Annotated in this window: 21 protein-coding genes; 5 read left to right on the forward strand and 16 right to left on the reverse strand. The window is 57.1% G+C overall.

Annotation, left to right across the window (positions count from 1 at the left end; all coding sequences use genetic code 11):
- Positions 1-48: 48 nt before the first annotated feature.
- Genes ubiB through ubiE form a run of 3 tightly spaced genes read right to left on the reverse strand, consistent with a single transcriptional unit; the run spans position 49 to position 3,069 of the window.
- On the reverse strand, positions 49-1,689 hold the full coding sequence (gene ubiB, locus HCH_RS04870; RefSeq protein ID WP_011395035.1) for a ubiquinone biosynthesis regulatory protein kinase UbiB: 1,641 nt from the start codon (positions 1,687-1,689) through the stop codon (positions 49-51).
- A complete protein-coding gene (locus HCH_RS32125; RefSeq protein WP_011395036.1) occupies positions 1,686-2,318 on the reverse strand; it encodes a ubiquinone biosynthesis accessory factor UbiJ in 633 nt (210 codons plus the stop codon). Before HCH_RS32125 ends, ubiB begins: the two co-directional genes overlap by 4 nt.
- Position 2,319: 1 nt before the next feature.
- Positions 2,320-3,069, reverse strand: coding sequence for a bifunctional demethylmenaquinone methyltransferase/2-methoxy-6-polyprenyl-1,4-benzoquinol methylase UbiE (gene ubiE / locus HCH_RS04880; protein WP_011395037.1), 750 nt, complete (start codon positions 3,067-3,069; stop codon positions 2,320-2,322).
- Positions 3,070-3,224: 155 nt separating this feature from the next.
- Here ubiE and HCH_RS04885 point away from each other — a divergent pair, with 155 nt between their 5' ends.
- A complete protein-coding gene (locus HCH_RS04885) occupies positions 3,225-3,506 on the forward strand; it encodes a polyhydroxyalkanoic acid system family protein (RefSeq protein ID WP_011395038.1) in 282 nt (93 codons plus the stop codon).
- Between the two features lie 26 nt (positions 3,507-3,532).
- Here HCH_RS04885 and HCH_RS04890 read toward each other — a convergent pair whose 3' ends face one another.
- Positions 3,533-4,288, reverse strand: a complete 756-nt coding sequence (locus HCH_RS04890; RefSeq protein ID WP_011395039.1) for an FFLEELY motif protein — start codon at positions 4,286-4,288, stop codon at positions 3,533-3,535.
- Between the two features lie 238 nt (positions 4,289-4,526).
- Positions 4,527-5,456 carry an alpha/beta hydrolase gene (locus HCH_RS04895; RefSeq protein ID WP_011395040.1) on the reverse strand — a complete coding sequence of 310 codons (930 nt, stop codon included), beginning with the start codon at positions 5,454-5,456 and terminating at the stop codon, positions 4,527-4,529.
- Positions 5,457-5,905: 449 nt separating this feature from the next.
- Between HCH_RS04895 and HCH_RS04900 the strand changes: the two genes are divergently transcribed.
- From HCH_RS04900 to upp, 3 genes are all read left to right on the forward strand, one after another.
- Positions 5,906-7,360, forward strand: coding sequence for a WS/DGAT/MGAT family O-acyltransferase (locus tag HCH_RS04900; RefSeq protein ID WP_011395041.1), 1,455 nt, complete (start codon positions 5,906-5,908; stop codon positions 7,358-7,360).
- A 115-nt stretch (positions 7,361-7,475) separates the two neighbouring features.
- Positions 7,476-8,783: a hypothetical protein gene (locus HCH_RS04905; protein WP_011395042.1), complete on the forward strand. Its 1,308-nt coding sequence runs from the start codon at positions 7,476-7,478 to the stop codon at positions 8,781-8,783.
- 239 nt (positions 8,784-9,022) lie between these two features.
- Positions 9,023-9,658 carry a uracil phosphoribosyltransferase gene (gene upp / locus HCH_RS04910; RefSeq protein ID WP_011395043.1) on the forward strand — a complete coding sequence of 212 codons (636 nt, stop codon included), beginning with the start codon at positions 9,023-9,025 and terminating at the stop codon, positions 9,656-9,658.
- Between the two features lie 33 nt (positions 9,659-9,691).
- Here upp and gpt read toward each other — a convergent pair whose 3' ends face one another.
- The 11 genes from gpt to xdhA form a co-directional block, all read right to left on the reverse strand.
- On the reverse strand, positions 9,692-10,183 hold the full coding sequence (gpt, locus tag HCH_RS04915; RefSeq protein WP_011395044.1) for a xanthine phosphoribosyltransferase: 492 nt from the start codon (positions 10,181-10,183) through the stop codon (positions 9,692-9,694).
- 131 nt (positions 10,184-10,314) lie between these two features.
- Positions 10,315-11,532 (reverse strand): urate hydroxylase PuuD, encoded by a 1,218-nt coding sequence (locus tag HCH_RS04920; RefSeq protein ID WP_011395045.1) that lies wholly within the window; start codon positions 11,530-11,532, stop codon positions 10,315-10,317.
- Positions 11,533-11,602: 70 nt separating this feature from the next.
- On the reverse strand, positions 11,603-12,907 hold the full coding sequence (gene guaD / locus HCH_RS04925; protein ID WP_011395046.1) for a guanine deaminase: 1,305 nt from the start codon (positions 12,905-12,907) through the stop codon (positions 11,603-11,605).
- 40 nt (positions 12,908-12,947) lie between these two features.
- Positions 12,948-13,448, reverse strand: a complete 501-nt coding sequence (locus HCH_RS04930; protein ID WP_011395047.1) for an ureidoglycolate lyase — start codon at positions 13,446-13,448, stop codon at positions 12,948-12,950.
- Position 13,449: 1 nt separating this feature from the next.
- The gene (gene uraH, locus HCH_RS04935; protein ID WP_011395048.1) at positions 13,450-13,815 is read right to left on the reverse strand and encodes a hydroxyisourate hydrolase; all 366 of its coding nucleotides are present in this window, start codon (positions 13,813-13,815) and stop codon (positions 13,450-13,452) included.
- Positions 13,812-14,321, reverse strand: coding sequence for a 2-oxo-4-hydroxy-4-carboxy-5-ureidoimidazoline decarboxylase (gene uraD, locus HCH_RS04940; protein WP_011395049.1), 510 nt, complete (start codon positions 14,319-14,321; stop codon positions 13,812-13,814). The genes uraH and uraD overlap by 4 nt, the downstream gene beginning before the upstream one ends.
- Positions 14,318-15,322: an allantoicase gene (alc, locus tag HCH_RS04945; protein WP_011395050.1), complete on the reverse strand. Its 1,005-nt coding sequence runs from the start codon at positions 15,320-15,322 to the stop codon at positions 14,318-14,320. The genes uraD and alc overlap by 4 nt, the downstream gene beginning before the upstream one ends.
- A 64-nt stretch (positions 15,323-15,386) precedes the next feature.
- A complete protein-coding gene (gene allB, locus HCH_RS04950; protein ID WP_011395051.1) occupies positions 15,387-16,754 on the reverse strand; it encodes an allantoinase AllB in 1,368 nt (455 codons plus the stop codon).
- A complete protein-coding gene (xdhC, locus tag HCH_RS04955; RefSeq protein ID WP_011395052.1) occupies positions 16,751-17,653 on the reverse strand; it encodes a xanthine dehydrogenase accessory protein XdhC in 903 nt (300 codons plus the stop codon). The genes allB and xdhC overlap by 4 nt, the downstream gene beginning before the upstream one ends.
- Before the next feature lie 3 nt (positions 17,654-17,656).
- Complete coding sequence (xdhB, locus tag HCH_RS04960) at positions 17,657-20,077, reverse strand: xanthine dehydrogenase molybdopterin binding subunit (RefSeq protein ID WP_011395053.1); 2,421 nt, start codon at positions 20,075-20,077, stop codon at positions 17,657-17,659.
- A complete protein-coding gene (xdhA, locus tag HCH_RS04965) occupies positions 20,070-21,539 on the reverse strand; it encodes a xanthine dehydrogenase small subunit (protein ID WP_011395054.1) in 1,470 nt (489 codons plus the stop codon). The genes xdhB and xdhA overlap by 8 nt, the downstream gene beginning before the upstream one ends.
- Positions 21,540-22,034: 495 nt before the next feature.
- Between xdhA and HCH_RS04970 the strand changes: the two genes are divergently transcribed.
- Positions 22,035-23,615 (forward strand): ABC transporter ATP-binding protein, encoded by a 1,581-nt coding sequence (locus tag HCH_RS04970; protein ID WP_011395056.1) that lies wholly within the window; start codon positions 22,035-22,037, stop codon positions 23,613-23,615.
- Position 23,616: the final 1 nt, after the last annotated feature.

The following is a 23,616-nucleotide window of genomic DNA, read 5'->3' on the forward strand; positions in this document are numbered from 1 at the left end:
TAAGCTGGAGGTTGTCACAAATTTGTAAAATGCACCCTTACTATCGCGCTATTTGGGGCGCATTAGCAAGTAAAGACCGGCGACGGCGAGCATAACGGAGGGCCAGGGCAGCTCCGTCAGGCGCAAGGGTTGGTCGCCAATCGCCATCGCCGCAGCGGAAGCGAGCACCAAACCCGCGAGCCAGAAGTCGCGCCGTTGCTGCTTATCTTTTTCAAACGCCCGACTCAGGCTCGCCAGACTGTCCTGGTTGGCTTGATTGTAGCGATCCAGATGGCGCAGTTGATCAAAGGCTTCGTAAAGAATCTGCGGCAACTCCGGCGTTTGCTCAATCCAATCCGGCGCGTGCTGTTTAATGGCTTTCAGCAGCCCTGGCGGGGCAATGCGCTGCTTCATCCAGTTTTCCAGGAAAGGCTGTGCGGTGGACCACAGGTCCAAGTCCGGGTAAAGCTGCCGCCCCAGTCCTTCTATATTCAACAAGGTTTTCTGCAGCAATACCAATTGCGGCTGCACTTCCATATCGAAACGGCGCGCCGTTTGGAACAGGCGCATCAGGAACTGGCCGAAAGAGATGTCTTTCAGCGGGCGCTCAAAGATGGGCTCACAGACCGTACGAATAGCAGCTTCAAATTCATTGACGCGAGTGTGTCCCGGAACCCAGCCGGAAGAAATATGCAGCACCGCCACCTGACGATAATCGCGGCGGAAAAAGGCCAGCAGGTTTCTGGCCAGATAAGATTGGTCTTCCGGAGTTAGTGTGCCGACGATGCCACAGTCGATGGCGATATAGCGTGGATTCGCCGGATTGCTAACGTCTACAAAAATGTTGCCAGGGTGCATGTCTGCGTGGAAAAAACTGTCACGGAACACCTGGGTGAAGAAAATTTCCACGCCGCGCTCCGCCAGCAACTTCATGTTGACGTTGGCTTTGCGCAATTGCTCCACATCCGCAATGGGCACGCCGTAAATACGCTCCATCACCAGAACGCGGGAGTGGGTCATCTCCCAATAGACTTCCGGAATATAGATCAGTTCCGAGCCAGCGAAATTGCGCTTGAGCTGAGATGTATTGGCGGCCTCTCGTTGCAGGTCCAGTTCATCAATTATGGTGTGCTCATAGTCCTTTACGACTTCCACCGGGTGCAGGCGTTTACCGTCTTCCCAGTAATTTTCGACCAGTCGCGCCACCAACAGCATTAGTGCGATATCCAGGCGAATGGTTTTTTCTATGCCGGGGCGGATAACTTTCACCACGACTTCTTTGCCGTTTTTCAAGGTGGCGGCATGCACTTGCGCGATGGAGGCGGACGCCATCGGATAGGTCTGAAAGTCGGCGAAGAGCTCTGAAACCGGCGACTTCAGCGACTCTTCGATAATGCGCACCGCCATATCGCTGGCGAAGGGAGGCACTTTGTCCTGCAGACGTTTCAGCTCATCCGCCAGATCTTCCGGCAGCAGGTCTTTACGGGTGGAAAGTATTTGTCCGAATTTGACGAATATCGGCCCCAGTTCCTCCAGCGCGCGCCGCAAGCGCTCGCCGCGGGGAATTTGCGGCTTAGGGAACAATCGCCAGGGCGCCAGCAAAAACAACAGGCGCAGTGGCAGAGGTAATAAGGTCAACGGGGCGAACTCATCAAGCCGGTAGCGGCAGATCACCCAGACGATTTGAAAAAGGCGATTGATTCTTCTCACTTATCAGTGTCTTTTACTGCGGGGTTAAAGGCTTGCTGCAGGCGCTGCAGACGAGCTTCCAGACGATCGTAATCCATGCGGATGCGGTCCACTTCATCGGCCCAGTAACTCATTTCATCTTTGCTTGGCGCGGTGCGGGCTTCATGGTGTACGTACTCTTCCGCGTCACGGCGAAAGCTGTCGCCGACATGCTTCACCCAGCGGCCAAAGCCGCGCAATCGCGTTCCCAGAAAGTGGGCGGGCATATCGCCAAGATGCTCGGCCAGTTTGGCTTCCCAGTCCACTTCCAGATTGTTGGCGATGGCGGCGAGACGCTGCGCCAGACCCATATCGCCCTGGATGTGAATGTTCTTTGCGCCCCCTTTGTTCTGCAAATAGCTCAGGAAGTCGCCAGGGGAGCCTTGAATAACGAGGTCTACGTCGCCGCCGGCTTCATCGGCGAAACGGGGTCGTTCGCCCAGTCTGACGTATAGCGACAAGTTGAAAGGCGTTAGCGATAACTGCGCCCATTTGCCGTCCAGTTCCGCCAGACGCGCAGAGGACCCCGCGTCATAGCGGAGAATCTCCGCTGCGATGCGCTCCGCCGTCGCGTTGAGGGCGGTGAGGAGAAGCGGGTCGAATGGGCGCATATCAGGCTTTGACGCCGGTGTGCAGAGCAACTACGCCGCTGGTGAGGTTGTAGTACTTGCACAGGCAGAGTCCAGCCTGCTCCATCATCGACTTGAGGGTCTCCTGATCCGGGTGCATGCGGATGGACTCAGCGAGGTAGCGATAGCTTTCACTGTCCTGAGCGACGAGACTGCCCATCAATGGCAACGCGGAAAAGGAGTAAACATCGTAAGCTTTGGAAACAATAGGGTTAGTGGGTTTGGAGAACTCCAGCACCAGCAGACGCCCGCCAGGGCGCAGCACCCGTTGCATTTCCCGCAGGGCTTGATCTTTGTCGGTCACGTTGCGCAGACCGAATGCAATACTGACGCAATCAAAGCTATTGTCGGGGAAGGGCAGCGCCTCGGCGTTGGCCTGAACAAATTCGATGTTGTCGCCGTAACCGTGATCCAGCAACTGGTTGCGGCCAACCTGCAGCATGGAGGCGTTGATGTCCGCAAGAACCACTTTGCCGGACGGGCCGACCAGACGTGAGAACTTCTTGGTCAGGTCTCCGGTGCCGCCGGCGATGTCCAGCACCGAAGCGCCGGCGCGGACGCCGCTTTTGTCGATAGTGAAGCGTTTCCAGAGGCGGTGAATGCCCATCGACATAAGATCGTTCATCAAGTCGTACTTGGCGGCGACCGAGTCGAACACTTTGGCCACATGGCTTTCTTTCTCTGTGACCGGCACCTGTTTGTAACCGAAGTGGGTGGTGTCCCGCTCTGTCATTAGGTTGCTCCCGTAAAAATAATTGTGCGGTATTCTACCTGTGTCCCGGTGAAAGTCCTACCCGCGATTCGCTCCCCGCGAAGGGATTTTTGCTTGATTTACAGGACGAAAAACCATAAACAATAGCCTCCGCAATTAACCAAAGAGTTTTATAGATGTCAGTGATCGAACTCACCCGTGAACATAATCTTGATATGGATCATGCCGTGCAGGCGGCGGACGAACTGGCGCAGAGCCTGTCCGAGCGGTTCAGCGTCGACTACGAGTGGGAAGATAAAGTTCTACGCTTTCATCGCACTGGGGTTAAGGGGCAGCTGGAAGTCGCTGAGAGCCAGATTCATCTGCACATGGAATTGGGCTTTTTATTCCGTCCTTTCAAAGACCGCATCGAGCAGGAAATTCACAGTCACTTGGATGGGCTGCTGAAGAAAGCCTGATATCTCCAGTCTGTGCGCCAACCACTTCAGGCGTAAGCGCGCAGATTATCCGGCAGCGTAAAGGGAGAGTCCGCATTGACCTGGATTTGCTCCAGAATGTGACTTTCCCTCTGCATGATGACGCGCAATAACTGACTGACGCCGCCCATTTCCTTGAACGCTTTAAAACCTCTGGACAGAAAACTGTGCAGCTGGCCCAGGCCCGCCATTTCCGCTGGTCCTTCGGTTATCTTAAGGCTGAAGCTGATGAAGCGGCTTTTCACATACTTTTCCAGTTCATGGCCGGTTTTGTCGATGAGCGTGATCTGTCTGCGTCGGGAAGCGAAGTTGTCGCAGCGTCGAAAAGCCTCTGCATAGTTATCTTCGGTGATGCGTTCAATATTCATTTCCCGCAGCACGGCGGCGATATGCTCATCCAGTTGTTGCGTGAGCAGGTTTAATTCCACCAAATCGGCGATCGTGTGCAGGGCGGTATCGGGGAGCAGTTTGACCATCACCGGGAAGACCCGTTCCAGATCCGCGTCGCGGCGGGTGAATTCTTTCGGGGAATAGAGATCTTTCAGCAGGAAGTCTAACGCTTCGTGATAACGCCGGTTGCTGTAAAGGTCGTTGTGAGTCCGTTTGAGGCGCTCCGCCTGCCAGTCGCACAGCCGATCAATGTCCTGCGCCAGGGGATGTTCGTCTCTCAGCAGCCGGTAGTTGTGGTAGTCCAGCAGTAACTGTTGCAGCCGTCGGGCGTTGACGGTTCTGGCGTTGACGCTTAACAGTTTTTCTTTGGACATGAATGATCCCCGCCATTTGGCTTCAGAAAACAGTCTCTCAGCGTTAATGCGATGGCTCATCGCAACTTATATCTGAATGGCGGCAAGTTTACTAAAGATAGATTAGAAAAGCCTACCTAACTTTTTGTCGCGTTCCTGCAGTTTGTGATTGGTTACTCAGTTGTGCGGACTGTTAAGGGGGGGGAGAGTGGAGTGAAGCCGGCGCGTCCCTGGCCGGAGGGAATAAGGCAGCGAAAGATCAGGCGCCGGCGGCGGCCGCATTGGGAAGCAGGGATAAGGGCGGCACCCACTCCTGACTGTCCAGAGTGACAAAATGGCTGGTGGCGCCGGTTTCAATGATGCGGATGGCGTTGGGAGAGCGTTCGGCGCTTTGCAGCATGGCTTCCCGGTCTAGAATGCGGTCAATCTTCGGAATCAAGATGGTGCCGTGACGCATGTGCTCGTAGGGCGCCATATCGCCTTTTTCCATCCAGGCCAGAATATTCTCAATATTGCGCACGATAGTGAGGTGGTCCCGTGTAGATGAAAACAGCCGCTCCAGCAACACCCGTTTGCGTGGATTCATCTTGCCGAAGAACGTTTGTCCATAGGCGGTGGAAGGCGCGCTGTTGACCAGCCGGATCACCCATGGCCACATGCCGTGACTGACTGGGTCTAGTAGTGCGCGGGCCAGCGCATGCAGCTTGCCTTGCGGCAATACGGGCGCTTCCAGCACCACATCCACATTGGCGTAAAGTTCGGGCCATTGTTTTATAGCTTCCAGAATCACAGCGCCGCCTCGGGAGTGCCCATGCACGCGCACCCGATTGGTGCTGGGCAGATTCTGCAGGACCTGATTAAGGATCGCCGCGTCGTACTCGATCGTCGCTTCCAGATACTTAATCTGCGTTTGCCAGGGGGCTGACTCCAGCGTGGGGCCGCTTACAGGTATATGATAATTGCTGCAGGTGAGCAGGATCAGCTCAGTATCCGGAGCCTGATAGGTCTGAGTGAAATAACAGTGATTTTCGAGGAATCCGTGGACGCCGATGACGGTGTTTTCCGCTGGAGCGCTATGATTGCGGAGTGATACCGCGCCTTTTCCCACGGAGTAGACCTTACCGGAAAACATCTCGGTATAGGCCGGATCAATCGGTCGTAACAACTTACGGGCATGGACTGCTTTCATGGTAGTAACTCCCACCGTCGCGCCGTCCCGTTTTCCGCACTCTTGGAGACGCTGGTCTCCTGTGGCTGAAACTACAACGGGTTTATTGTATTTGTATGTGCTCACAACTGGACGACACTTCGGTTGACTGCGCCTATAGGTTAATTATGGCGCCTATTTTGTAAGCGTGGAGGCTAATCTTAAGTCTTATATATAAAGTGTCGTCTGATGCTCTATGGTTTCCCCATGGATACATCAGTTAAACTGCCAGGGCGCATTCCGCAAACTCGCCGGTTTTCGCTCGAAAAATCCGGCAAAATCCAACCAAGCAGTCAGGTTGTCGCACTTTGATTATAGGATTGCCGCTTTTGAGCCAGTGTTAAAATTTGTAATCGCACTGTAAAGAAGTTTGCGATTTTCAGCCGTTATGGCTAATGACCGAATTGTAGGGGGAGGTGCGGCGAAAACTCATGTCAGATAACCATTTTGAGCCGGTAAGCGGCGTAGATTCAGCCTGGTTGCGGTTGGATCGTCCGACAAACCTGATGGTGATCACCGCCATGGCGGTGGTGGAGCCGATTCCCTTCAACAAACTGAAAGAACTCATCAATTCCCGTTTTCTGGCTTTTCCCCGCTTTCGGCAAAAGCCGGTCAATCACTCTGGATTCTATTTCTGGGAAGAAGATCCTTATTTCTCTCTGGATTACCACGTTCGCAAAGTTGCTCTGCCGCAACCGGCGGATAAAGGAGCCCTGGAAAAGTTCATTGGCGAGCTGATGAGCACGCCCCTGGACCCGGGCAAGCCACTGTGGCAGGTCTATCTCATTGAAAACTATGGCGATCATCATGTCTGTGTGATGCGGGTGCATCATTGTTATGCAGACGGACTGGCGCTGGTGGCGGTGTTTGGCTCGTTGTCCGACCAATCTCCCAACATCAATCCGTTTCCTCTGGACCCCGGCAAGCAGCGGGACGCCGGGGTGCGCGCCAGGCAATCTTTCGTCATGGGCATGGAAACACTGTCCCGGGCGGTGGAAAAGTGCACCAAGCTGCGTTATCGCATTGCGGAAGAGGGTAAGAGCATATTGCGCGAACCCGGCTATGCGGTGGAAGGCGTCAGACAGGGGCTGAATGGGGCTGCGGAGATTGCGCGTCTGGCTGCGCTGGAGGCGGATGACCCGACGCCGTTGCGTGGCGAGTTGGGCGTCATGAAATGCTGCACTTGGTCGGAATTGATTCCCCTGCATAAGTTCAAAGAAGTCGCCCTGGCGTTTGGATGCAGCATCAATGACGTGTTGCTCAGCTGCGTCAGCGGCGGCCTGAGGCGTTTGCTGCAGGAGCGCATGGATCAGGTGGACGGAGTGCGTCTGCACGCTACCCTGCCAGTCAATTTGCGGCCGTTGGAGACCCGATTGGGCAGAGAGCAGTTGCAGGAGTTAGGCAACCAGTTCGGTACGGTCTTTGTTCCGCTGGCGGCGGGCATAGGCAATCCCATAGAACGTTTGTACAAGATCAAACACGATATGGCGGCGTTGAAAGAATCGATGCAGCCCAGCCTTTCTCATGCGTTGCTCACTGCGATGGGGCTGTTTCCGCAAGGCGTGCAGCAGCCGCTGCTGGAGCTGTTCAGCAACAAGACGTCCATGGTGCTTTCCAATGTGCCCGGCGCGCGGCGCGCCCGTTATCTGGCGGGCAGCAAAGTGAAAGAGCTGATGTTCTGGGTGCCGCAGACCGGCGATATAGGACTTGGCGTCAGCCTGCTGAGCTATAACCAGTCGGTGCAGATCGGGATCAATGCGGATCGGGCGCTACTGCCGGAACCCGCTGAACTGACCCGTGCGATGATTGACGCTTTAGAAGAGTACCGCTCTCTCACCGGCATGTCCTGGCAGGCGGCGGAAGCCCGCTCCCATCGCAAAGCTTAAGCGCAGGCGGCGCGATGCGTCGCTTTTCCGAGCTTTTGCCAATTGCATCAATGAATTTATCTTTGTGTAACCTAAGATTGCAGTTGGTAACTCCCCACTGAGCTCATTGATTGCGATGAATAACAATAAATACAACCTGGGGCCTGTGCACTGGTCCCGAAGCGCGCTTATCGTCGCGGCGGTTGCGGCAACGCTGCAGGGCTGCGAAAAGCTGGAAACTAAACCTAAAGATCCTACCGTACCCAGCCCGGACTTTGTTCTCAGCGGCTTGCAATATGCGTCGGAAATCTCGCTGCAGCGGGATCAGGGACGCGTAATGCGTTCAATTATCAGCGGCAACTCCCGCGCAGGATTGGGCGATCTGCTGGATAAAAGCGGCAATGGCGGTTACGCCAAAATCAACACACCCAAATACAAGTTTGACGACGCGGGCTTTATGAATGCGTCCGGCTCGCGATATGGCGGCATCAGCGCAGCGGGAGACCTGTTCTTCCTGACGGACGTCGCCGCCATCAGCACCACTTTCTACGCCGGCGTTAAAGTGGATGAAACCGCTACCGCCGAAAATCCGGATGGCGATATCGTCTATCAGAAACCGGACCTGACCCAGAACGATTATCTCTGCATCGAGCAAACCTATTTTCCCAGTGGCGCGGACAATAAGCTCACAGTGCAGATTCATAAAGCCACCTTAAACGCAGACGGTAACGGCGTCCTCCAGCGCATTGGCGGTACTGGCGTGGGCGCAGGCTCGGAAAGTCGGGCGATTACTTATTCTTTTGACGATGAGGCCATACTCAACTGGTCTGATCCGCCTTTGGACGAGGCGTTTGACGAGGTGGTCCAGAACGCAGGTTACACGCTGGACTGCCCTGTCGATAACAACGGTGACCCAGTATATGACCCTTGTCGTTGGAGCGTACGCACTTTGGGAGGCGCTTCGCCGGATGGACGAGTGTTTCATTTTTCCAGGGTGGCCTGGAAAGAGCAGGTTCCCGTCAATCCGCCTGAGGACGACAGTCCTGGCAACGCGGAAGTCGGCGGCTGGCGGCCTGTCGCAAGTTCTGCGATATGTCTGCGCACCGCCACGAATATGGCGAATAACGTTCTGCAAGGCGAGTACTGGCTTGGCGTGGTAATCGAAGATCAGGATATTCCCCAGGCGACCTTCAGTCGTCTGACGCTGGATGGCGCGGGCGCCGGCGTCGATAGCCAGATCCGGGCTTCATCCGGGATTGCGACGCGGGATCTGAGTGTCTCGTACAACGTGGAGTCAAATGGCGAGTTGAGCTACAGCGGGCGCATGGGAATTGTATCCGGCGATGGCGAGCTGCTGGTATTTGACGCCAGCGATCCCGCAAACGGAAAAATAGGGTTTGGCGTCGCCATGAAAAACCAGAAACCGGCGGGGCAGGAAGAGTAACTGGAACGATAAGCTCGGGACGGATATGTCTAGTCCCGAAATCGGCGCCAGCTCTATTCAGGACGGGTCAATAAAAAGAAAAAAGCCGTCTTGCTGATATATCTGCGATTTTCACACAAGATTTCCGTCTGCAGGGATGTGCGTACGCGCAAAATACGCTAGGATTTTGCGCGTTTATATTCAGATTACCTGATGCCCGGAGAGCGCTCCTGCTTTTCGGGTCTTGCCGGAGATATCCTATGCCTACCCATGAAATCCGCCATCCCTTGGTCCGTCATAAAATCGGCCTGATGCGGCGGGCTGAAATCAGCACCAAAAGCTTTCGCGAACTCGCTCAGGAAGTGGGCGCGCTGCTGACTTATGAAGCAAGTAAAGATTTCAATCTGGGAACGGAGGTTGTGCAGGGCTGGGCCGGGCCGGTGGAAGTGGAAAAGCTGAAAGGCAAGAAAGTGACGGTTGTGCCTATTCTGCGCGCAGGCCTCGGGATGCTGGATGGCGTTCTGTCCCTGATTCCCGCCGCGAAAGTCAGCGTGGTAGGCCAGGTGCGCAACGAAGAAACCCTGGAAGCGAAAACCTACCTGGAAAAACTGGTGGGCGAGCTGGATCAGCGTCTGGCGTTGATCATCGACCCCATGCTGGCGACCGGCGGCTCCATGATTTCCACCATCGATCTGCTCAAGAAAGCAGGCTGCTCCGAAATCCGCGCATTAGTGCTGGTGGCTGCGCCGGAGGGCATCGCCGCGGTAGAGAAAGCCCATCCCGACGTGCATATCTACACCGCCGCCATTGATGAGCGACTCAATGAAAAAGGTTATATCCTGCCTGGGCTGGGCGACGCCGGCGACCGCATTTTCGGCACCAAGCAGAAGAGCTAAAGTCCGCGCTTTCTGCTTGTTAAAGGCCGGCTCTTAGAGCCGGTCCACCAGCGGCGTTGAGTAGTTCAGCTCCATGTCCCAGGGAAAGCGCATCCAGGTTTCCTGGGACACTTCTTTAATGCACAGGTCCACAAAAGGCCGTCCCAGTGGTTTTGCGTACAGCGTGGCGAAGAACGCGTTGGGAATCAGGTTGCGCACCACCTTCGCGGTCTTGCCCGTATCCACCAGATCATCCACCAGCAGATAACCCTCGCCATCGCCGATGACGGAAGCGTCAAAGCTCTTGATGACATTGACATCATCAGATTGCTTCTGTTCTTCATAACTGACGGCGCAAACGGTGTCGATGTAGCGAATGCCCAGTTCGCGGGCGATGATGCCGGCGGGAATCAGTCCTCCGCGGGTAATGGCGATGATGCCTTTCCAGCGGCCCATATCAATCAGTTTGCGGCATAACATCCGCGTGTCCCGATGAAGTTCTTCCCACGAAATAAAGATCGTCTGATGGTATCTATTGTCGCTCATAGTCTGCTTAGGTCACTTTCAGGCTGGCCTGCGACCCCGCCCGGGGTCGCTGAGGCATATAAAAGGTTGCATATGCTAGCCGCGTTTTTTACCCAGGAACATTCTCCTTTGGATAAAAAACGCCGTCGGACTTATTCGGTCCCGCCGCCCTGTTTGATCCAGGCGCCCAATTGCTGGCGCTCTTCATCGGTCATGCCGGTCAGGTTGCCCAACGGCATGTAGTTCGAATCCACCGACACTTGCTGAATCTGCTGCAGATGTTTCATGACGCTGTCCGTGGAGTCCAGCAGGACGCCAGCAGGCGCTTCAGCAAAACCAGCCTGGGTGGGTTTGGCCGCGTGGCAACTGGCGCAGCGGTTGTGAATAATCGCCGCCGCCTGTATGAAGCTGACTTTGTCCGTCGTCGCCTCTGCAGTTTGCTGCGACCCAGCGCTGTCTGCTTCACGAGTGTTTTTCACGGTCACCGCCAGAGCGATGAACATCAGCATGGCTATCACCAGAATAGCAGGCTGCTTCACGCCTCTGTGCTTGAGATTGAAATAATGGCGGGCGAAGGCGGTGATCACCACCAGAGCCGACAGAATGGCCCAGTTCCACTCATGTCCGTAGGTCATGGGATAGTGGTTGCTGATCATGATGAAGATCAGCGGCAGGGTCATATAGTTGTTGTGGGTGGAGCGCAGCTTGGCGTTTTCGCCCAGCCGGGGATCTGGCGCAGCGCCGGCCTTGACGGCTTTCACCAGCGCTTTTTGGGAAGGAATGATGGTCATCAGCACATTGCCCGCCATCAGCGTGCCCAGCAGGGCGCCGACATGGATGTAAGCGCCGCGGGCGCTGAAGACTTGAGTCAGTCCCCAGCTGGCCAACACAGAGAGTCCCAGCAACAGCCCGCCGAAGACGTAGCCGTTGCGGGACAGAGGAGAGCGGCACAAGCCGTCGTACAGCGCCCAGCCCGCCGCCAGCAGTCCCACGCCGATACCGATGGCTTGCCACTGGCTCAGCTCCATGACGGACTTATCGATCAGATAGGTCTCCGCCCCGAAGTAGTACATCAGGGACAGCAGCATGAAACCAGTCAGCCAGGTGGTGTACGCCTCCCATTTGAACCAGTGCAGCGTGGCCGGCATTTGTTCCGGCGCCAGCCGGTACTTGGCGACTTCATAAAAACCACCGCCATGAATGGCCCATAAATCGCCTTTGATTCCCTTTTCTTTTTTCCAGTCCGGCGGGTCCTGCAGGGAGTTATCCAGCCAGACGAAGTAAAAGGAAGCGCCGATCCACGCCACGCCTGCGATGACGTGAAACCAGCGGATGAAAAGATTAATCCAGTCGATGTAATACGGGTCCATTCTGACCTCAAAGCAGAGTCTAATTGTTATTGCTCAACGAAGCCGTGTCTGCGGCTTCCAGTGTTTTTTGTTATTTCTTGTGAACGCAGCGTCCCGCGGCGTAAGTCGCGCGTATGGCGCGGTCGTCTCCCAGGATGCTGAAAGCGAAAAGTTGCTCCGCCAGACTGCGGCAGTTTTCCATGCGCAGTTGCAGCAGCGGCGTGGCGCGTTTGTCCAGCACTACGAAGTCCGCTTCTTTACCGGCGGTGAAGCCGCCCAGGCAGTGGTCCAGCTCCAGCGCTCTGGCGCCGCCCAGCGTAGCCAGATAGAAGCTCTTGAACGGCGTCAGCGCCTGACCGCGCAGCTGCATGACCTTGTAGGCTTCATTCAGGGTTTGCAGCAGGGAGAAACTGGTGCCGCCGCCTACATCTGTGCCCAGGCCCACTTTGACTTTGTGTCTTTCGGCTTCTTCCAATGCGAACAGGCCGCTGCCGAGGAACAGATTGGACGTCGGGCAGAACGCCAGTGCGGAGTCCGAGCTGTGCAGCCGTTTCCATTCGTCTTCGCACAAATGAATACCATGAGCCAGGACGGCGCGTTTGCCGAGCAGGCCGTAATGGTCGTAAACATCCAGATAGTTGGCGCATTGCGGGAACAGTTCTTTCACCCAGGCGCATTCGGCGAGGTTTTCCGATAAGTGCGTGTGCATGTAAGCGTCGGGATGTTCCTGACGCAAACGGCCCGCCGCCGCCAACTGCTCCGGCGTGCTGGTGGGGGCGAAACGCGGCGTCACGGCGTAGAGCAGGCGACCTTTGCCGTGCCACTTTTCCAATAAAGCTTTACTGTCCTGATAGCTGCTTTCCGCAGTATCGCAAAGATAATCCGGCGCATTGCGGTCCATCATGACCTTGCCGCAGATCATGCGCAGATTACGTTCCAGCGCTTCTTCGAAAAACATATCCACCGATTCCGGGTGCACGGTGCCGAATACCAGTGCGGTAGTGGTGCCGTTCTTCAGAAGCTCATCCAGAAACACCCGCGCCACTCTGCGCGCATGTTGTGGGTCCTGAAAGTCGCGTTCGGTAGGGAAAGTGTAAGTGTTCAGCCACTCCAGCAACTGTTTGCCAAAGGCGCCGATCATCTCGGTTTGCGGATAGTGAATATGGGTGTCGATGAATCCCGGCACGATCAGGCTGTCCGGATGATTCTCGATCACTGCGCCGTCGGGAAGCGTAGAGAGCAGATCGCTGTAGGCGCCGGCGGCGATTATCTTGCCGTCTGCGACGACCAGCAGGCCGTCTTCCCAGTACTGATAACTGGCTTCTTCACCCACTTCCGCCGGGTCGGCGAGCATATGGAAAAGCGGGCCGCGGTGGGCGCTGATGGAGCTGGTCATGGCGTGTCAGGGTTCCTCATTTTGTATCAAAATCAACGGATTATAAATCAATTGTCCAGGGCGCGTCGGGCAGTTCGACTTCGTCGCAGTTATTGCCCGGCCCTTTGCGGTCGACGACCAGAAAGTCGCTGACGTCTTCCAGCGCCAGACAATAGTGATGCCAGACGCCTTTGCGGTAATTCACGCCCTGTCCCGGCTGCGCCAGGAAGACTTCTACTTTGTCCGCGTCGAAGTCTCCAGGCGGCGCCACTACCACCAGATAGGGACGGGGGCTTAATGGGTAGAACGCCTGACTGCCCAGCGGGTGCCGCTCCATGATGCGGAGACTGACCGGCTGCGCCAAGGGCGTGGAACGGAACAGGCTGATAATGGGCGCGCCATCGGACTCCGCCACATCCACCGTCGCCAGATTGTGATAGCGTTCCGTCTGCCCGTAGTTGATGGTGAAATGTTCACTGCCTGCGTCGGCGACAATGACGTCGCCGTAGGGCGCGAAAGCTTCCCGGGTCAACGGCTGCGGACGTAAGCGACGCGCGGACATCTTAGCTGCCCCGGTAAGTGGAGTAGCCATAGGGAGAGAGCAGCAAGGGAATATGGTAGTGCTCGCCATCGCCGCTGATTTCAAAGACGACGTCCACATACGGGTAGAAACAGGTTTCCGGACCGCGATAACCGGGTGTATGCGTTAGCTTTTTGAAGTACGCCGCGGTATCGAAGGCCATCAGATAACGGCCTGCGGGCAACACCACGCTTTCTTCCAATAGATTGGGCAGACGGCCGTCGGCGTTGGTTTCGCCGCCGCCAATTTGCTCCCAGTCATCGTCGACGAATGCAAAGAAGCGAATGGGAACGCCGGCGGCGGGTTTGCCCTGGGCGGTGTCCAGAACATGAGTGGTGATTTGGCTCATAGCAGTTTCTCCAGGCGGATGCGGGTGATTTTACGTTGCTCTTCCGCAGCGTTGTTAACTTCCTCGCTACGCGCGTTGGGGAGTCTCGCCTCCAGCAGCGACAGCATTTCCGCCGCCGTTTTACCGGTGGCGCAGACAATAAAAATAAAGCCGAATTTCTCTTCGTAAGCCTGATTTCCGGCGGCCAGGCGCTGCAGGGTTTCCTCGTCAGCGCTGTTGACGCCGGACTGCTCGCCGGCGGCCAGGGCTTTGGTGTGAGCGTACTTGGCGCGCAGAGAGCTAACGTCACCGATTTTGGGGTGGCCGGAGAAGGCTTCCAGATAATCCTGCTCAGTTAATCCCGCCCAGATGCGGTCGGCGGTTTCGTATACAGCCGCGTGATTGGCGAATGGACGCGCCGCCGTCATGCCACGGGCCCAGGCTTCACTGCTGCAACAGGTCAGGAAGGTCGCCTGCGCCGTTTGTTCCGGCATAGCGTTGAGTTGTTCCAGGGTGACTTGGCTCATTTGGGATACCCCAGCACGCGCAGACGGCTGACGCCGCCGTCAGGATAAATATTCAAGCGCAGATGGGTGAACGCGGTGGCTTTGTCCTGGATTTCATCCATGAACAGATGCTCGCGATGCGCATGCAGCTTGGTTTCAGCAATGACGGTTCGCCACTCCAGGGCTTTCAGGCTGTCTGCGTCCGTGCAGTTCGGGTCCGCCGCCACCGCGCCTTCCAGAGAAAAGCGGTCAGGGTAGTTACCTTTGAAGTGGCAGGTGTCGACGATGATTTTCTGCAAGGCTCCCGGAGCGGCCAGACGCATGATCAGCCAGTCGTAGCCTGGGCCGCGACGTCGTTTGGTTTCCCAGCCGTCGCCCATATTGACGCCGCGTCCGGGCATCAGCAGGTTCTGCATGTCGCTGAAGAACATGTCGCTGCATAGCAGGGCGCGTCCACCGTTGGCGATAGCGGCCAGATCCACCAGCTCGCCGGGCAGGGTGCGCGACCAGTCCACCTGGGGAGAACCGTATACCCGCAGCCGCGCCACGCCACCGTCGGGATAAATGTTCAAGCGTACGTGAGTCCAGTTATCGGCGCTGTCCACTTTGATCAGGTTCTGGCTGTGAGCGTTGACGCTGGTTTTTGGCAGGATCTCTGTCCACTGTGTGCCGGCGTCCGGCTCGCCCAGACAGTAGCAGGCGTCCAGAGACACCGACGCTGGGGCGTTGCCGCGGAAGTGATTGGTGTCGGCGTCGATAAAATCGATGCGACCGGGCGCGCCGAGACGCACTGTGCACCAGTCGTAACCGCCATCGCGGCGACGCCGTGATTCCCAGCCATCCATCCATTTGCCGTTATCCGTGTATTTATCGGCGATGAAAATGCCGCGTCCGGACTTGATCAGGTTGTCCTTGGAGGCGAAGAAGTCGTCGCTGCAGGACAACACCTGGGTTCCCAGGCGTTCGGCCGCCAGGTTAAGGGCGCCAGGATAGGGCAGTTCAAAATCGATGGCGTGACTCATACAGAGAATTCCAAAATAAGTGTGGAGGTTAATCGTTGTTGTGTGTCGTTCATTGCGTCCGCGCTTAGCCTGCTTTGCTTTCTCTCAGCAGCGGCTGGCCTTTGGCGGCGCCGATAAACTGGTCGTCCTTGTAAATGCATTGTCCGCGTAGCCAGGTCTGGCGAATGGCGCCGGTGGCCTGCATGCCTTCATAAGGCGTAATTTTGTGGCGATGCTTGATCATGTCCTTACTGATGGTGACCGCCTGATGGTCGTCAAATACCAGCACGTCGGCGTCATAACCCGGCGCCAGGCGGCCCTTGCGATGGGATAAGCCGGCGAAGCGCGCGGTTTCCCAGCTCATCAGGCGGGAAATAAAGGGCAGCGACAGGCCCCGCTGGTGGGCTTCATGCCATACCAGGGGCAGGCTGAACTGCAAGGCGGAGATGCCGCCCCAGGCTTTTTCAATGTCGCCGCTGTCGATTTCTTTCAGTTGCGGCGTACAGGGAGAATGATCAGACACCACGAAGTCGATCAGACGTTGCTCCAAGGCTTGCCACAGGCGCTCACGGTTGTCGTTTTCACGAATGGGCGGGCAGCACTTGAACAGTGTTTTGCCATCCGGGATGGCTTCGGCGAACAGGGTCAGGTAGTGCGGGCAGGTCTCCACAGTGAAAGTCAGTCCGGACTCCTTGGCGGCCCCGATGGCGGCCAAAGCCTCCGCGGACGACAGGTGTACGATATGTACTTTGCAGTCCACGCCTTGCGCCTTAAAATCGCGGGCGGCGCCGATCATCAGATCAATGGCGTCGTTTTCCCAGGCTTTGGGGCGCGAAGCGAGGAAACTCTGATAACTATTGCCGATAGCGGGCGGAGGGCTGTGCTCTTTGTCCAGCTCTGCGTGAATCAGATAGGGAACGCCATAGCGCGCCAATATCGGCATGGCCCGCTTGACGTCGCTCTCCGTCACTGGCGGAAACTCATCGATTCCAGAGTCGATCAGAAACGACTTGACGCCCAGCACGCCTGCGTCCAGCAGTGCAGGCAGCTCATCGATATTTTCCGGTACGACGCCGCCCCAAAAGCCGCAGTCGACCCAGAGTTTGTCGGACACTGCATCCAGCTTGGTGCGAAAGGCGTTGGCGGTGGTGGTGACCGGGATGCAGTTCAGCGGCATGTCCACCAGGGTGGTGATGCCGCCTGCGGCGGCGGCCTGGGTGGCGGTATTGAAGCCTTCCCATTCGGTGCGGCCTGGCTCGTTAATGTGTACGTGAGTGTCCACCAGACCGGGCATCACCACGTCATTGCCGACATCCACCAGCTTGTAGTCGGCGTCTATCGACATATCATAAGGCTGCACTTCCACGATTTTGCCGCCGGCCATCAGCACCGTTGCAGGCTGCATGCCCTGATCGGTGATCACTCGGCGGCTGCGAATGGCGACGCCACTCATAAAGTCTCTCCTGAGGATGTTTGCGTTGACGTTGAAGCGTCCGTGTCGCTGGCGTCGCGCGGCTCTGCCTGATCGGCGGCCCAGCTTTTAATGTCTTTCCAGGCCACGCCCTGTTGCGTGGGGCTTTCGGAAGTGTGGTACAGGCCGATTAACTCGGCGGCGATAGACACCGCCACTTCCATTGGCTGCTTGCCGGGAACGGCGGACAAGCCTACCGGGCAGCTCACGCGCTCGACCTGACTGGACGCCACGCCGCGATAGTCAAAGCGCTGGCGGAAGCGCGCCCACTTAGTGGCGGAGCCGATCAGCCCCAAATACGCGAAGCGGTCCTGGCGCAGGATCTTTTCCGCCAGCTCGTAATCCAGCTGATGGTTGTGCGTCAGAATCAGGTAATAAAGGTTATCCGGCAGATCGTCGATCACATCGCAGGGATAGGCGTCCACGCGCTTTTGAGTATTGGCGGGCAGCGTGCCAGGAAACAGCTCTTCCCGGGAATCTATCCAGGTCACTTGCACCGGCAGATCCGCCAGGATCGTCACCAGCGCTTTGGCGACATGGCCGGCGCCGAACAAAGCGATCTGCGTGGGGCAGGGCGCAAAGGCTTCAAACAGGACAGTGGCGCTGCCGCCGCAGCATTGGCCCAGACTGGCGCCAAGAGGGAAGTGCTCCATGCGCTGACTGTAGTCCCTTCTGGCCAGCATCTCCCGCGCCATGGCGGTGGCCTTGAACTCCAGATGGCCGCCGCCGATGGTGTCGAACGTAGCGTCGGCGGACACGACCATCTTGGTTCCACTGTCCCGGGGCGTAGAACCGCGCGCGCCGATCAGCGTGATCAGCACGAAGGGCTGCCCGGAGCGGCTGAGCCGTTGGGTGACTTCGAACCATTGCTCCTTATACATGGCTTATTCTCCCTTGGCGGCGCTCAAGGTCGCCTCAACCGCCGCCAATACCCGTTCTGGCGTCGCCGGCGTATGCAGCGGCGCGTCAATGCGGTAATCGCTCAGGCTGGAAATCGCGTCTTTGAGGGCGCACCAGACTGACATCGCCAGCATGAACGGCGGCTCGCCCACCGCTTTGGAATGATAAATGGTTTCCTCGCGATTGGGCTCATTCGGCAACAGCTCAACGTTCAGGACTTCCGGCAGGTCCCCCAGGGTGGGAATCTTGTAGTTCGCCGGGCTGTTGCTGAGCAGGCGGCCATTGGCGTCCCAACACACTTCTTCAGTGGTGAGCCAGCCCATGCCTTGAATAAAGCCGCCTTCTATCTGACCGATGTCGATCGCCGGGTTCAGCGATTTGCCCACGTCATGCAGAATATCCGCCCGCAGCACTTTGTATTCGCCGGTCAGGGTGTCGACGACCACTTCCGAAGCAGCGACGCCGTTGGCGAAGTAAAAGAAAGGACGGCCCGACGCGGTGTCGCGGTCATAATGGATTTTCGGCGTTTTGTAGAAACCGGTGGCGGACAGAGACACACGGCCCATGTAAGCCTGTTGGATAAATTCGGCGAACGGAAACGCCCTTTCGCCCACATGCACATGATTATCTGCAAAGTAAATCTGCTCCGGCGTCGCCTGATACTGCTCACAGGCGAACTCAATCAGTCTGCCCTTGAGTTTCTGCGCGGCGTTCTGCGCCGCCTTGCCGTTCAGATCCGTGCCCGAGGACGCCGCCGTTGGCGAGGTGTTGGGAACTTTGTCCGTGCGTGCGGCGGAGACGACGATATGGTCCATATCGACCTGGAATTCCTGCGCCACGATCTGCGCCACTTTGGTGTACAGGCCCTGGCCCATTTCCGTGCCGCCGTGGTTCAGGTGAATACTGCCGTCGGTGTAAATATGAATCAGCGCGCCAGCCTGATTCAGGTGCTGTACGGTGAAGGAGATGCCGAATTTCACCGGCGTCAGCGCCAGCCCCTTTTTCAGGATCGGGCTGGATTCGTTGAAAGCGCGAATGGCTGCCTTGCGGGCGTGGTAGTCGGCATCCGCCATCAGCTTGCGCGTCATCAGCGGAATGAGGTTCTGCTCTACTTTTTGATGGTAGGGCGTGACGTCATAGCCGCCTTGTTTGAAGTCATAGCGCTCATGATCTTCCCGGTAGTAGTTCAGTAGACGCACTTCCACCGGATCTTTGCCGACGCGTCGGGCGATCGCTTCGATCATGGCTTCCGCCGCCATCATCCCCTGAGGTCCGCCAAAGCCGCGAAACGCAGTGTTGGACACCGTATGGGTCTTGCAGCGGTTGCCGAGAATATTGGCGTTAGCCAGGTAGTAAGCGTTGTCCGCATGAAACATGGCGCGGTCGACGATAGCGTCGGACAGGTCCGGCGAGTAACCGCACAGGCCATTCACGGTAATGTCTGCGGCCAGTATGCGGCCTTCGTCGTCAAAGCCCACGTCAAATTGATTATGGAAGTGATGGCGCTTGCCGGTCATTTCCATGTCGTCGCTACGGCTGAGGCGGAACTTCACAGGGCGACCGCTTTTACGCGCCAGCACCGCAGCGAGGCACGCCCAGGGCGCGGCCTGAGTTTCTTTGCCGCCGAAACCACCGCCCATGCGTCGCACGTCGACGGTAATGCGATTGAAGGGGACGTCGAGCACTTCCGCCACCAGCTTCTGCACTTCCGAAGGATGCTGGCTGGAGGAGAAAATCTGCATGCCGCCATCTTCGTCTGGAATCGCCAGGGAAATCTGGCCTTCCAGATAAAAATGTTCCTGCCCGCCGACCTCAATATCGCCGCTCAAGCGGTTAGGCGCGCTGGCGATCGCCGCTTCCGGCTCGCCCAGTCTCATCTGATGAGGCGGACGCACAAACAGCTGTTGTTGCAGGGCGTCTTCAATAGTGAGCGTCGCGGGCAATACTTCGTATTCAACTTCCGCCAGTTTCACCGCGCGGCGGGCGGCGTTATGGCTTTCCGCGGCGACGGCGAACAGGGGCTGACCGACGAATTCCACCTTATCCTTGGCCAGCAGCATATCGCCGGGAAAAACCGGACCGATATCCAGATGCCCCGGTATGTCGTCGGCGGTAATCACGCACAGCACGCCGGGCGCGGTGCGGACTTTGTCCAGGTTCATGGAAAGAATGCGGGCGTGGGCGTGAGGACTTTTACCCACGCAGCCGTATAGTTGCCCCGCGTGGGAGAAGCGATCGTCGATGTATTGGGCTTCGCCGGCTACGTGTTTGTGCGCGCTGTCGTGCTTGGCGTCGCGCCCTGCTTTGGGAGAGCCTTGAGATGGTTCCAGGCGCGTATGGGCCGCTGGCGCGCCATCCAACTTCACCTCAAGTGGTTTGCCGAGTTTGTTCAACAGATCACGCATAGTGAAATACCCTCGTCGCCACCGCCCCATCGGCGCTTTCAATATACAACCGCTGCAACAGGTTCGCAGCCACTTTGCTGCGATAGTCGGCGCTGGCGCGGACATCGCTCAAAGGAGAGAACTCCTGTGTTATGGCCGCCTGAGCGGCGCTGATCGTGTCTGGCGTCCAGGGCTGGCCAAGCATGGCCTGCTCGGTGAGGGCGGCGCGCTTGGGGATGGCGGCCATCCCCCCGACGCCCAGGCGAATATTCGCCACCTTCTCGTTCTCTATTTGGACATAACACGCCAGGCACACGGCGGAAATATCGTCCTCCAGTCGTTTGCTGACTTTATACAGATGCAGTTTGGCGTTTGCTTGAGCGCGGGGAATGCTGATAGAGGCAATGAACTCGCCGGGCTGTAACGCTGTTTTCTTGTAGTCCAGGAAAAACTGATCGATGGGAAGCCGACGACTCTGATCGCCTTTGCGCAGCGTCAATTCAGCATTCAACGCCAGCAGCACCGGCGGCATGTCGCCGATAGGGGAGGCGTTGCCGATGTTGCCCCCCAGGGTGCCCTGATTGCGCACCTGCATTGAGCCCAGGCGTTCCAGAAACGGCTCCATATCGGGATATTCCTGGGTCAGCGCGGACATGGCGCGCTCGTAAGTGACGGCGGCGCCGATTTCCAGTGAGTCCTCAGTAACCGTCAGCGCGTTCATCTCGGCGACGGCGCCGACATAGATAACATGATCGAGCTGTTTCAACTGCTGAGTGACTTCCAGCGCCAGATCGGTGCCGCCAGCCAACAAACGGGCATGGGGCGCGGCGTCGTAAAACTGGGCGAGCTGGTCGAGCGACTCAGGCAGGTGGAAATGTTTGGCGACGCCCTGTTCTTCGCGCGTGACGGAACCGGGGCCTTGCGCCTTGATGGCGGCCAGTTTGGCGCAGATAGCGGCTTCATCTTCTCTTATTTGCGTCAGTTGTTCAGGAGATGTGGCCTGTCGCGCGGCGTCCAGAATAGGTCGATAGCCGGTGCAGCGGCACAGATTGCCGGCCAGATAGGCCTCTCCTTCCTGACGTGAGCAGGCGCGCGTATCCGCCTGTTGCTGTTTATGCTGATACAAGGCGTACAGGGACATGACGAAGCCGGGTGTGCAGAAACCGCATTGGGAGCCGTGCTGATCGACCATCGCCTGTTGCACGGGATGCAGGCTTCCGCGCCGGTTAAGATATTCAACAGTGATGAGCTGTTTGCCGTGCAGGCCGCCCAGGAAGGTAATGCATGTATTAATGGAGCGGTAGGCTAATGCGCCGTTTTCCTCTGTGGCGATCACCGCGGTGCAGGCGCCGCAGTCGCCGGATGCGCAGCCCTCCTTGGTTCCGGTTAGCCCCTTATTGGTGCGCAAGAACTCTAAAATGGTCAAATCCGGGTCAAAATTGTCGAGCTCTAAGGCGTCGTCGTTGAGTAAAAATCGAATCACCGTGGCGTACCTTGATCTTTTTATATACAGCTTACTAAAAATTTTTTGTTATAACGTCCACATGACGCCGCTTAATTTTATACGCAGACAGTCGCTGGTTTTTCACGCCTGTCCTTATAGCTTACGCCCTTTAAAAAACTTGTCTACATGGTCAGGTTATTATTTACATACAAATTCGGTCAACCTATAGTTCAACTCAGATCTGATCGAACATTAGGCGGATTTTTGCGTCGATGTAAGGTTAGCAAATGTTTTGCCAAAGTTGATCAATTGGTCAAATAAGAAAAAACTGACCAGTTGGCCAAAAATTTGCATTCGGAATGAACGCAAACCGGCATAAGCAGTCTGAACCCGCGTCATTCGCGGTGTTTGGGCGGTTGAAATTGCCGGGGTTTATGTTGATGATGCGGCCCCTGTTTGACCTGGGCCGGCGTCAGACCCCGGAGCCGGACAGAATAAAAACAGCAGAAATATTCCAAAGAGGCTTGGCAGCGCATGACAATCGATATTGATCTTCCTCCGCCGAGTAAGGATTACCGGCTGCAGCTACAGGGAATCACCAAGCAGTATCCAGGCTGCCTGGCCAATGATCGCGCTCATCTAAACATCCGTCCTGGCGAAGTGCACGCCCTTCTTGGCGAAAACGGGGCGGGCAAAAGCACCTTGATGAAAATTATCTACGGGGTCACCCGGCCAGACGCCGGCGTTATTTACTGGGAAGGCGAGCCGGTGGAGATCGCCGATCCGGCGGCGGCGCGTCGCCTGGGCATCGGGATGGTGTTCCAGCACTTCTCTTTATTCGAAACGCTCACTGTCGCAGAAAACATCTCTCTCAGCCTGCCGAAAGAGCAGGTGCGCGATCGCGCCGCCTTATCCCGCCGCATCAGCGACGTATCCAGTAAATACGGCATGGCGCTGAATCCGGATCGTCTGGTGCATACCTTATCTATAGGCGAACGTCAGCGGGTCGAGATCGTGCGTTGCCTGCTGCAGGATATCAAGCTGCTGATCCTGGACGAGCCGACCTCGGTGTTGACGCCCCAGGAGGTCGACCAGTTATTCGCTACGCTGCGGCAATTATCTCAGGAAGGCTGCAGCATCCTCTTTATCAGTCACAAGTTAAATGAAGTGCGTGCGCTGTGCGACAACGCCACTATCCTGCGGGCTGGACGCGTCAGCGGCCATTGCGTCCCGGCGGAAGAAACCAACCACAGCATCGCCCGCCTGATGGTGGGGGACGATACGCCAGTGCATGCGGAGCATGAGAAAACCGAGGGCGGTGAAGATTACCTGATCGTGGACAACCTGTCGGTGAAGACGGACGACCCTTTCGGCGTCAATCTGGAGTCACTCAGCTTTACCGTGAAAGCCGGTGAGATTCTTGGCGTGGCGGGAGTGGCCGGCAATGGCCAGGAAGAATTGCTGGCTGCGCTCAGCGGTGAAACGGTGGTTCTGGACTCCCCTGAAGCGATCCGTCTGTTGACGCAACCGGTGGCGGCGATGACTTCCGGTCAGCGTCGCAAACTGGGAGTGGGGTTCGTGCCGGAAGAGCGTCTGGGTCGCGGCGCGGTGCCGGATATGAGCCTGAAAGAAAACGGACTGCTGACCGGCTATTTCCAGGGACTGACCAAAGCCGGCCTGATCAGTATGCCGGCGGTGCGCAAATTTGCGGAAACCGTGCGCACCCGCTTCAACGTCAAAGCCCCCAACACGGAAACTCACGCCAAATGCCTGTCTGGAGGCAACCTGCAAAAATTCATCATTGGCCGTGAAATTCTGCAGAACCCGAAGCTCCTGATCGCCGCGCACCCGACCTGGGGCGTGGATGTGGGCGCCGCCCTGGCGATCCACAAAGCGTTGATCGAGCTGCGTGATCGCGGCGCGGCTATTCTGGTGGTGTCAGAAGATCTGGACGAACTCTTCGCCATCAGCGATCGCCTGTGCGCCCTGTACGTGGGCAAGATCTCGCCGATTAAAGCGACCAGGGATACCACTATCGCTGAAGTGGGCGGCTGGATGGGCGGCGACTTTCTGGAGTCGTCGCAGCCTGCGCCGAAGCAGGCGGTGGGAGCCTGAA

Origin of the sequence: Hahella chejuensis KCTC 2396, from assembly GCF_000012985.1 — a bacterium.
Taxonomy (GTDB): domain Bacteria; phylum Pseudomonadota; class Gammaproteobacteria; order Pseudomonadales; family Oleiphilaceae; genus Hahella; species Hahella chejuensis.

What these genes read in the sequence shown, in the direction of transcription:
- HCH_RS32125 (WP_011395036.1), bottom strand. Translation starts at nt 2,318, where the DNA reads ATGCGCCCATTCGACCCGCTTCTCCTCACCGCCCTCAACGCGACGGCG.
- ubiE (WP_011395037.1), bottom strand. Translation starts at nt 3,069, where the DNA reads ATGACAGAGCGGGACACCACCCACTTCGGTTACAAACAGGTGCCGGTC.
- HCH_RS04885 (WP_011395038.1), top strand. Translation starts at nt 3,225, where the DNA reads ATGTCAGTGATCGAACTCACCCGTGAACATAATCTTGATATGGATCAT.
- HCH_RS04890 (WP_011395039.1), bottom strand. Translation starts at nt 4,288, where the DNA reads ATGTCCAAAGAAAAACTGTTAAGCGTCAACGCCAGAACCGTCAACGCC.
- HCH_RS04895 (WP_011395040.1), bottom strand. Translation starts at nt 5,456, where the DNA reads ATGAAAGCAGTCCATGCCCGTAAGTTGTTACGACCGATTGATCCGGCC.
- HCH_RS04900 (WP_011395041.1), top strand. Translation starts at nt 5,906, where the DNA reads ATGTCAGATAACCATTTTGAGCCGGTAAGCGGCGTAGATTCAGCCTGG.
- HCH_RS04905 (WP_011395042.1), top strand. Translation starts at nt 7,476, where the DNA reads ATGAATAACAATAAATACAACCTGGGGCCTGTGCACTGGTCCCGAAGC.
- upp (WP_011395043.1), top strand. Translation starts at nt 9,023, where the DNA reads ATGCCTACCCATGAAATCCGCCATCCCTTGGTCCGTCATAAAATCGGC.
- gpt (WP_011395044.1), bottom strand. Translation starts at nt 10,183, where the DNA reads ATGAGCGACAATAGATACCATCAGACGATCTTTATTTCGTGGGAAGAA.
- HCH_RS04920 (WP_011395045.1), bottom strand. Translation starts at nt 11,532, where the DNA reads ATGGACCCGTATTACATCGACTGGATTAATCTTTTCATCCGCTGGTTT.
- guaD (WP_011395046.1), bottom strand. Translation starts at nt 12,907, where the DNA reads ATGACCAGCTCCATCAGCGCCCACCGCGGCCCGCTTTTCCATATGCTC.
- HCH_RS04930 (WP_011395047.1), bottom strand. Translation starts at nt 13,448, where the DNA reads ATGTCCGCGCGTCGCTTACGTCCGCAGCCGTTGACCCGGGAAGCTTTC.
- uraH (WP_011395048.1), bottom strand. Translation starts at nt 13,815, where the DNA reads ATGAGCCAAATCACCACTCATGTTCTGGACACCGCCCAGGGCAAACCC.
- uraD (WP_011395049.1), bottom strand. Translation starts at nt 14,321, where the DNA reads ATGAGCCAAGTCACCCTGGAACAACTCAACGCTATGCCGGAACAAACG.
- alc (WP_011395050.1), bottom strand. Translation starts at nt 15,322, where the DNA reads ATGAGTCACGCCATCGATTTTGAACTGCCCTATCCTGGCGCCCTTAAC.
- allB (WP_011395051.1), bottom strand. Translation starts at nt 16,754, where the DNA reads ATGAGTGGCGTCGCCATTCGCAGCCGCCGAGTGATCACCGATCAGGGC.
- xdhC (WP_011395052.1), bottom strand. Translation starts at nt 17,653, where the DNA reads ATGTATAAGGAGCAATGGTTCGAAGTCACCCAACGGCTCAGCCGCTCC.
- xdhB (WP_011395053.1), bottom strand. Translation starts at nt 20,077, where the DNA reads ATGCGTGATCTGTTGAACAAACTCGGCAAACCACTTGAGGTGAAGTTG.
- HCH_RS04970 (WP_011395056.1), top strand. Translation starts at nt 22,035, where the DNA reads ATGACAATCGATATTGATCTTCCTCCGCCGAGTAAGGATTACCGGCTG.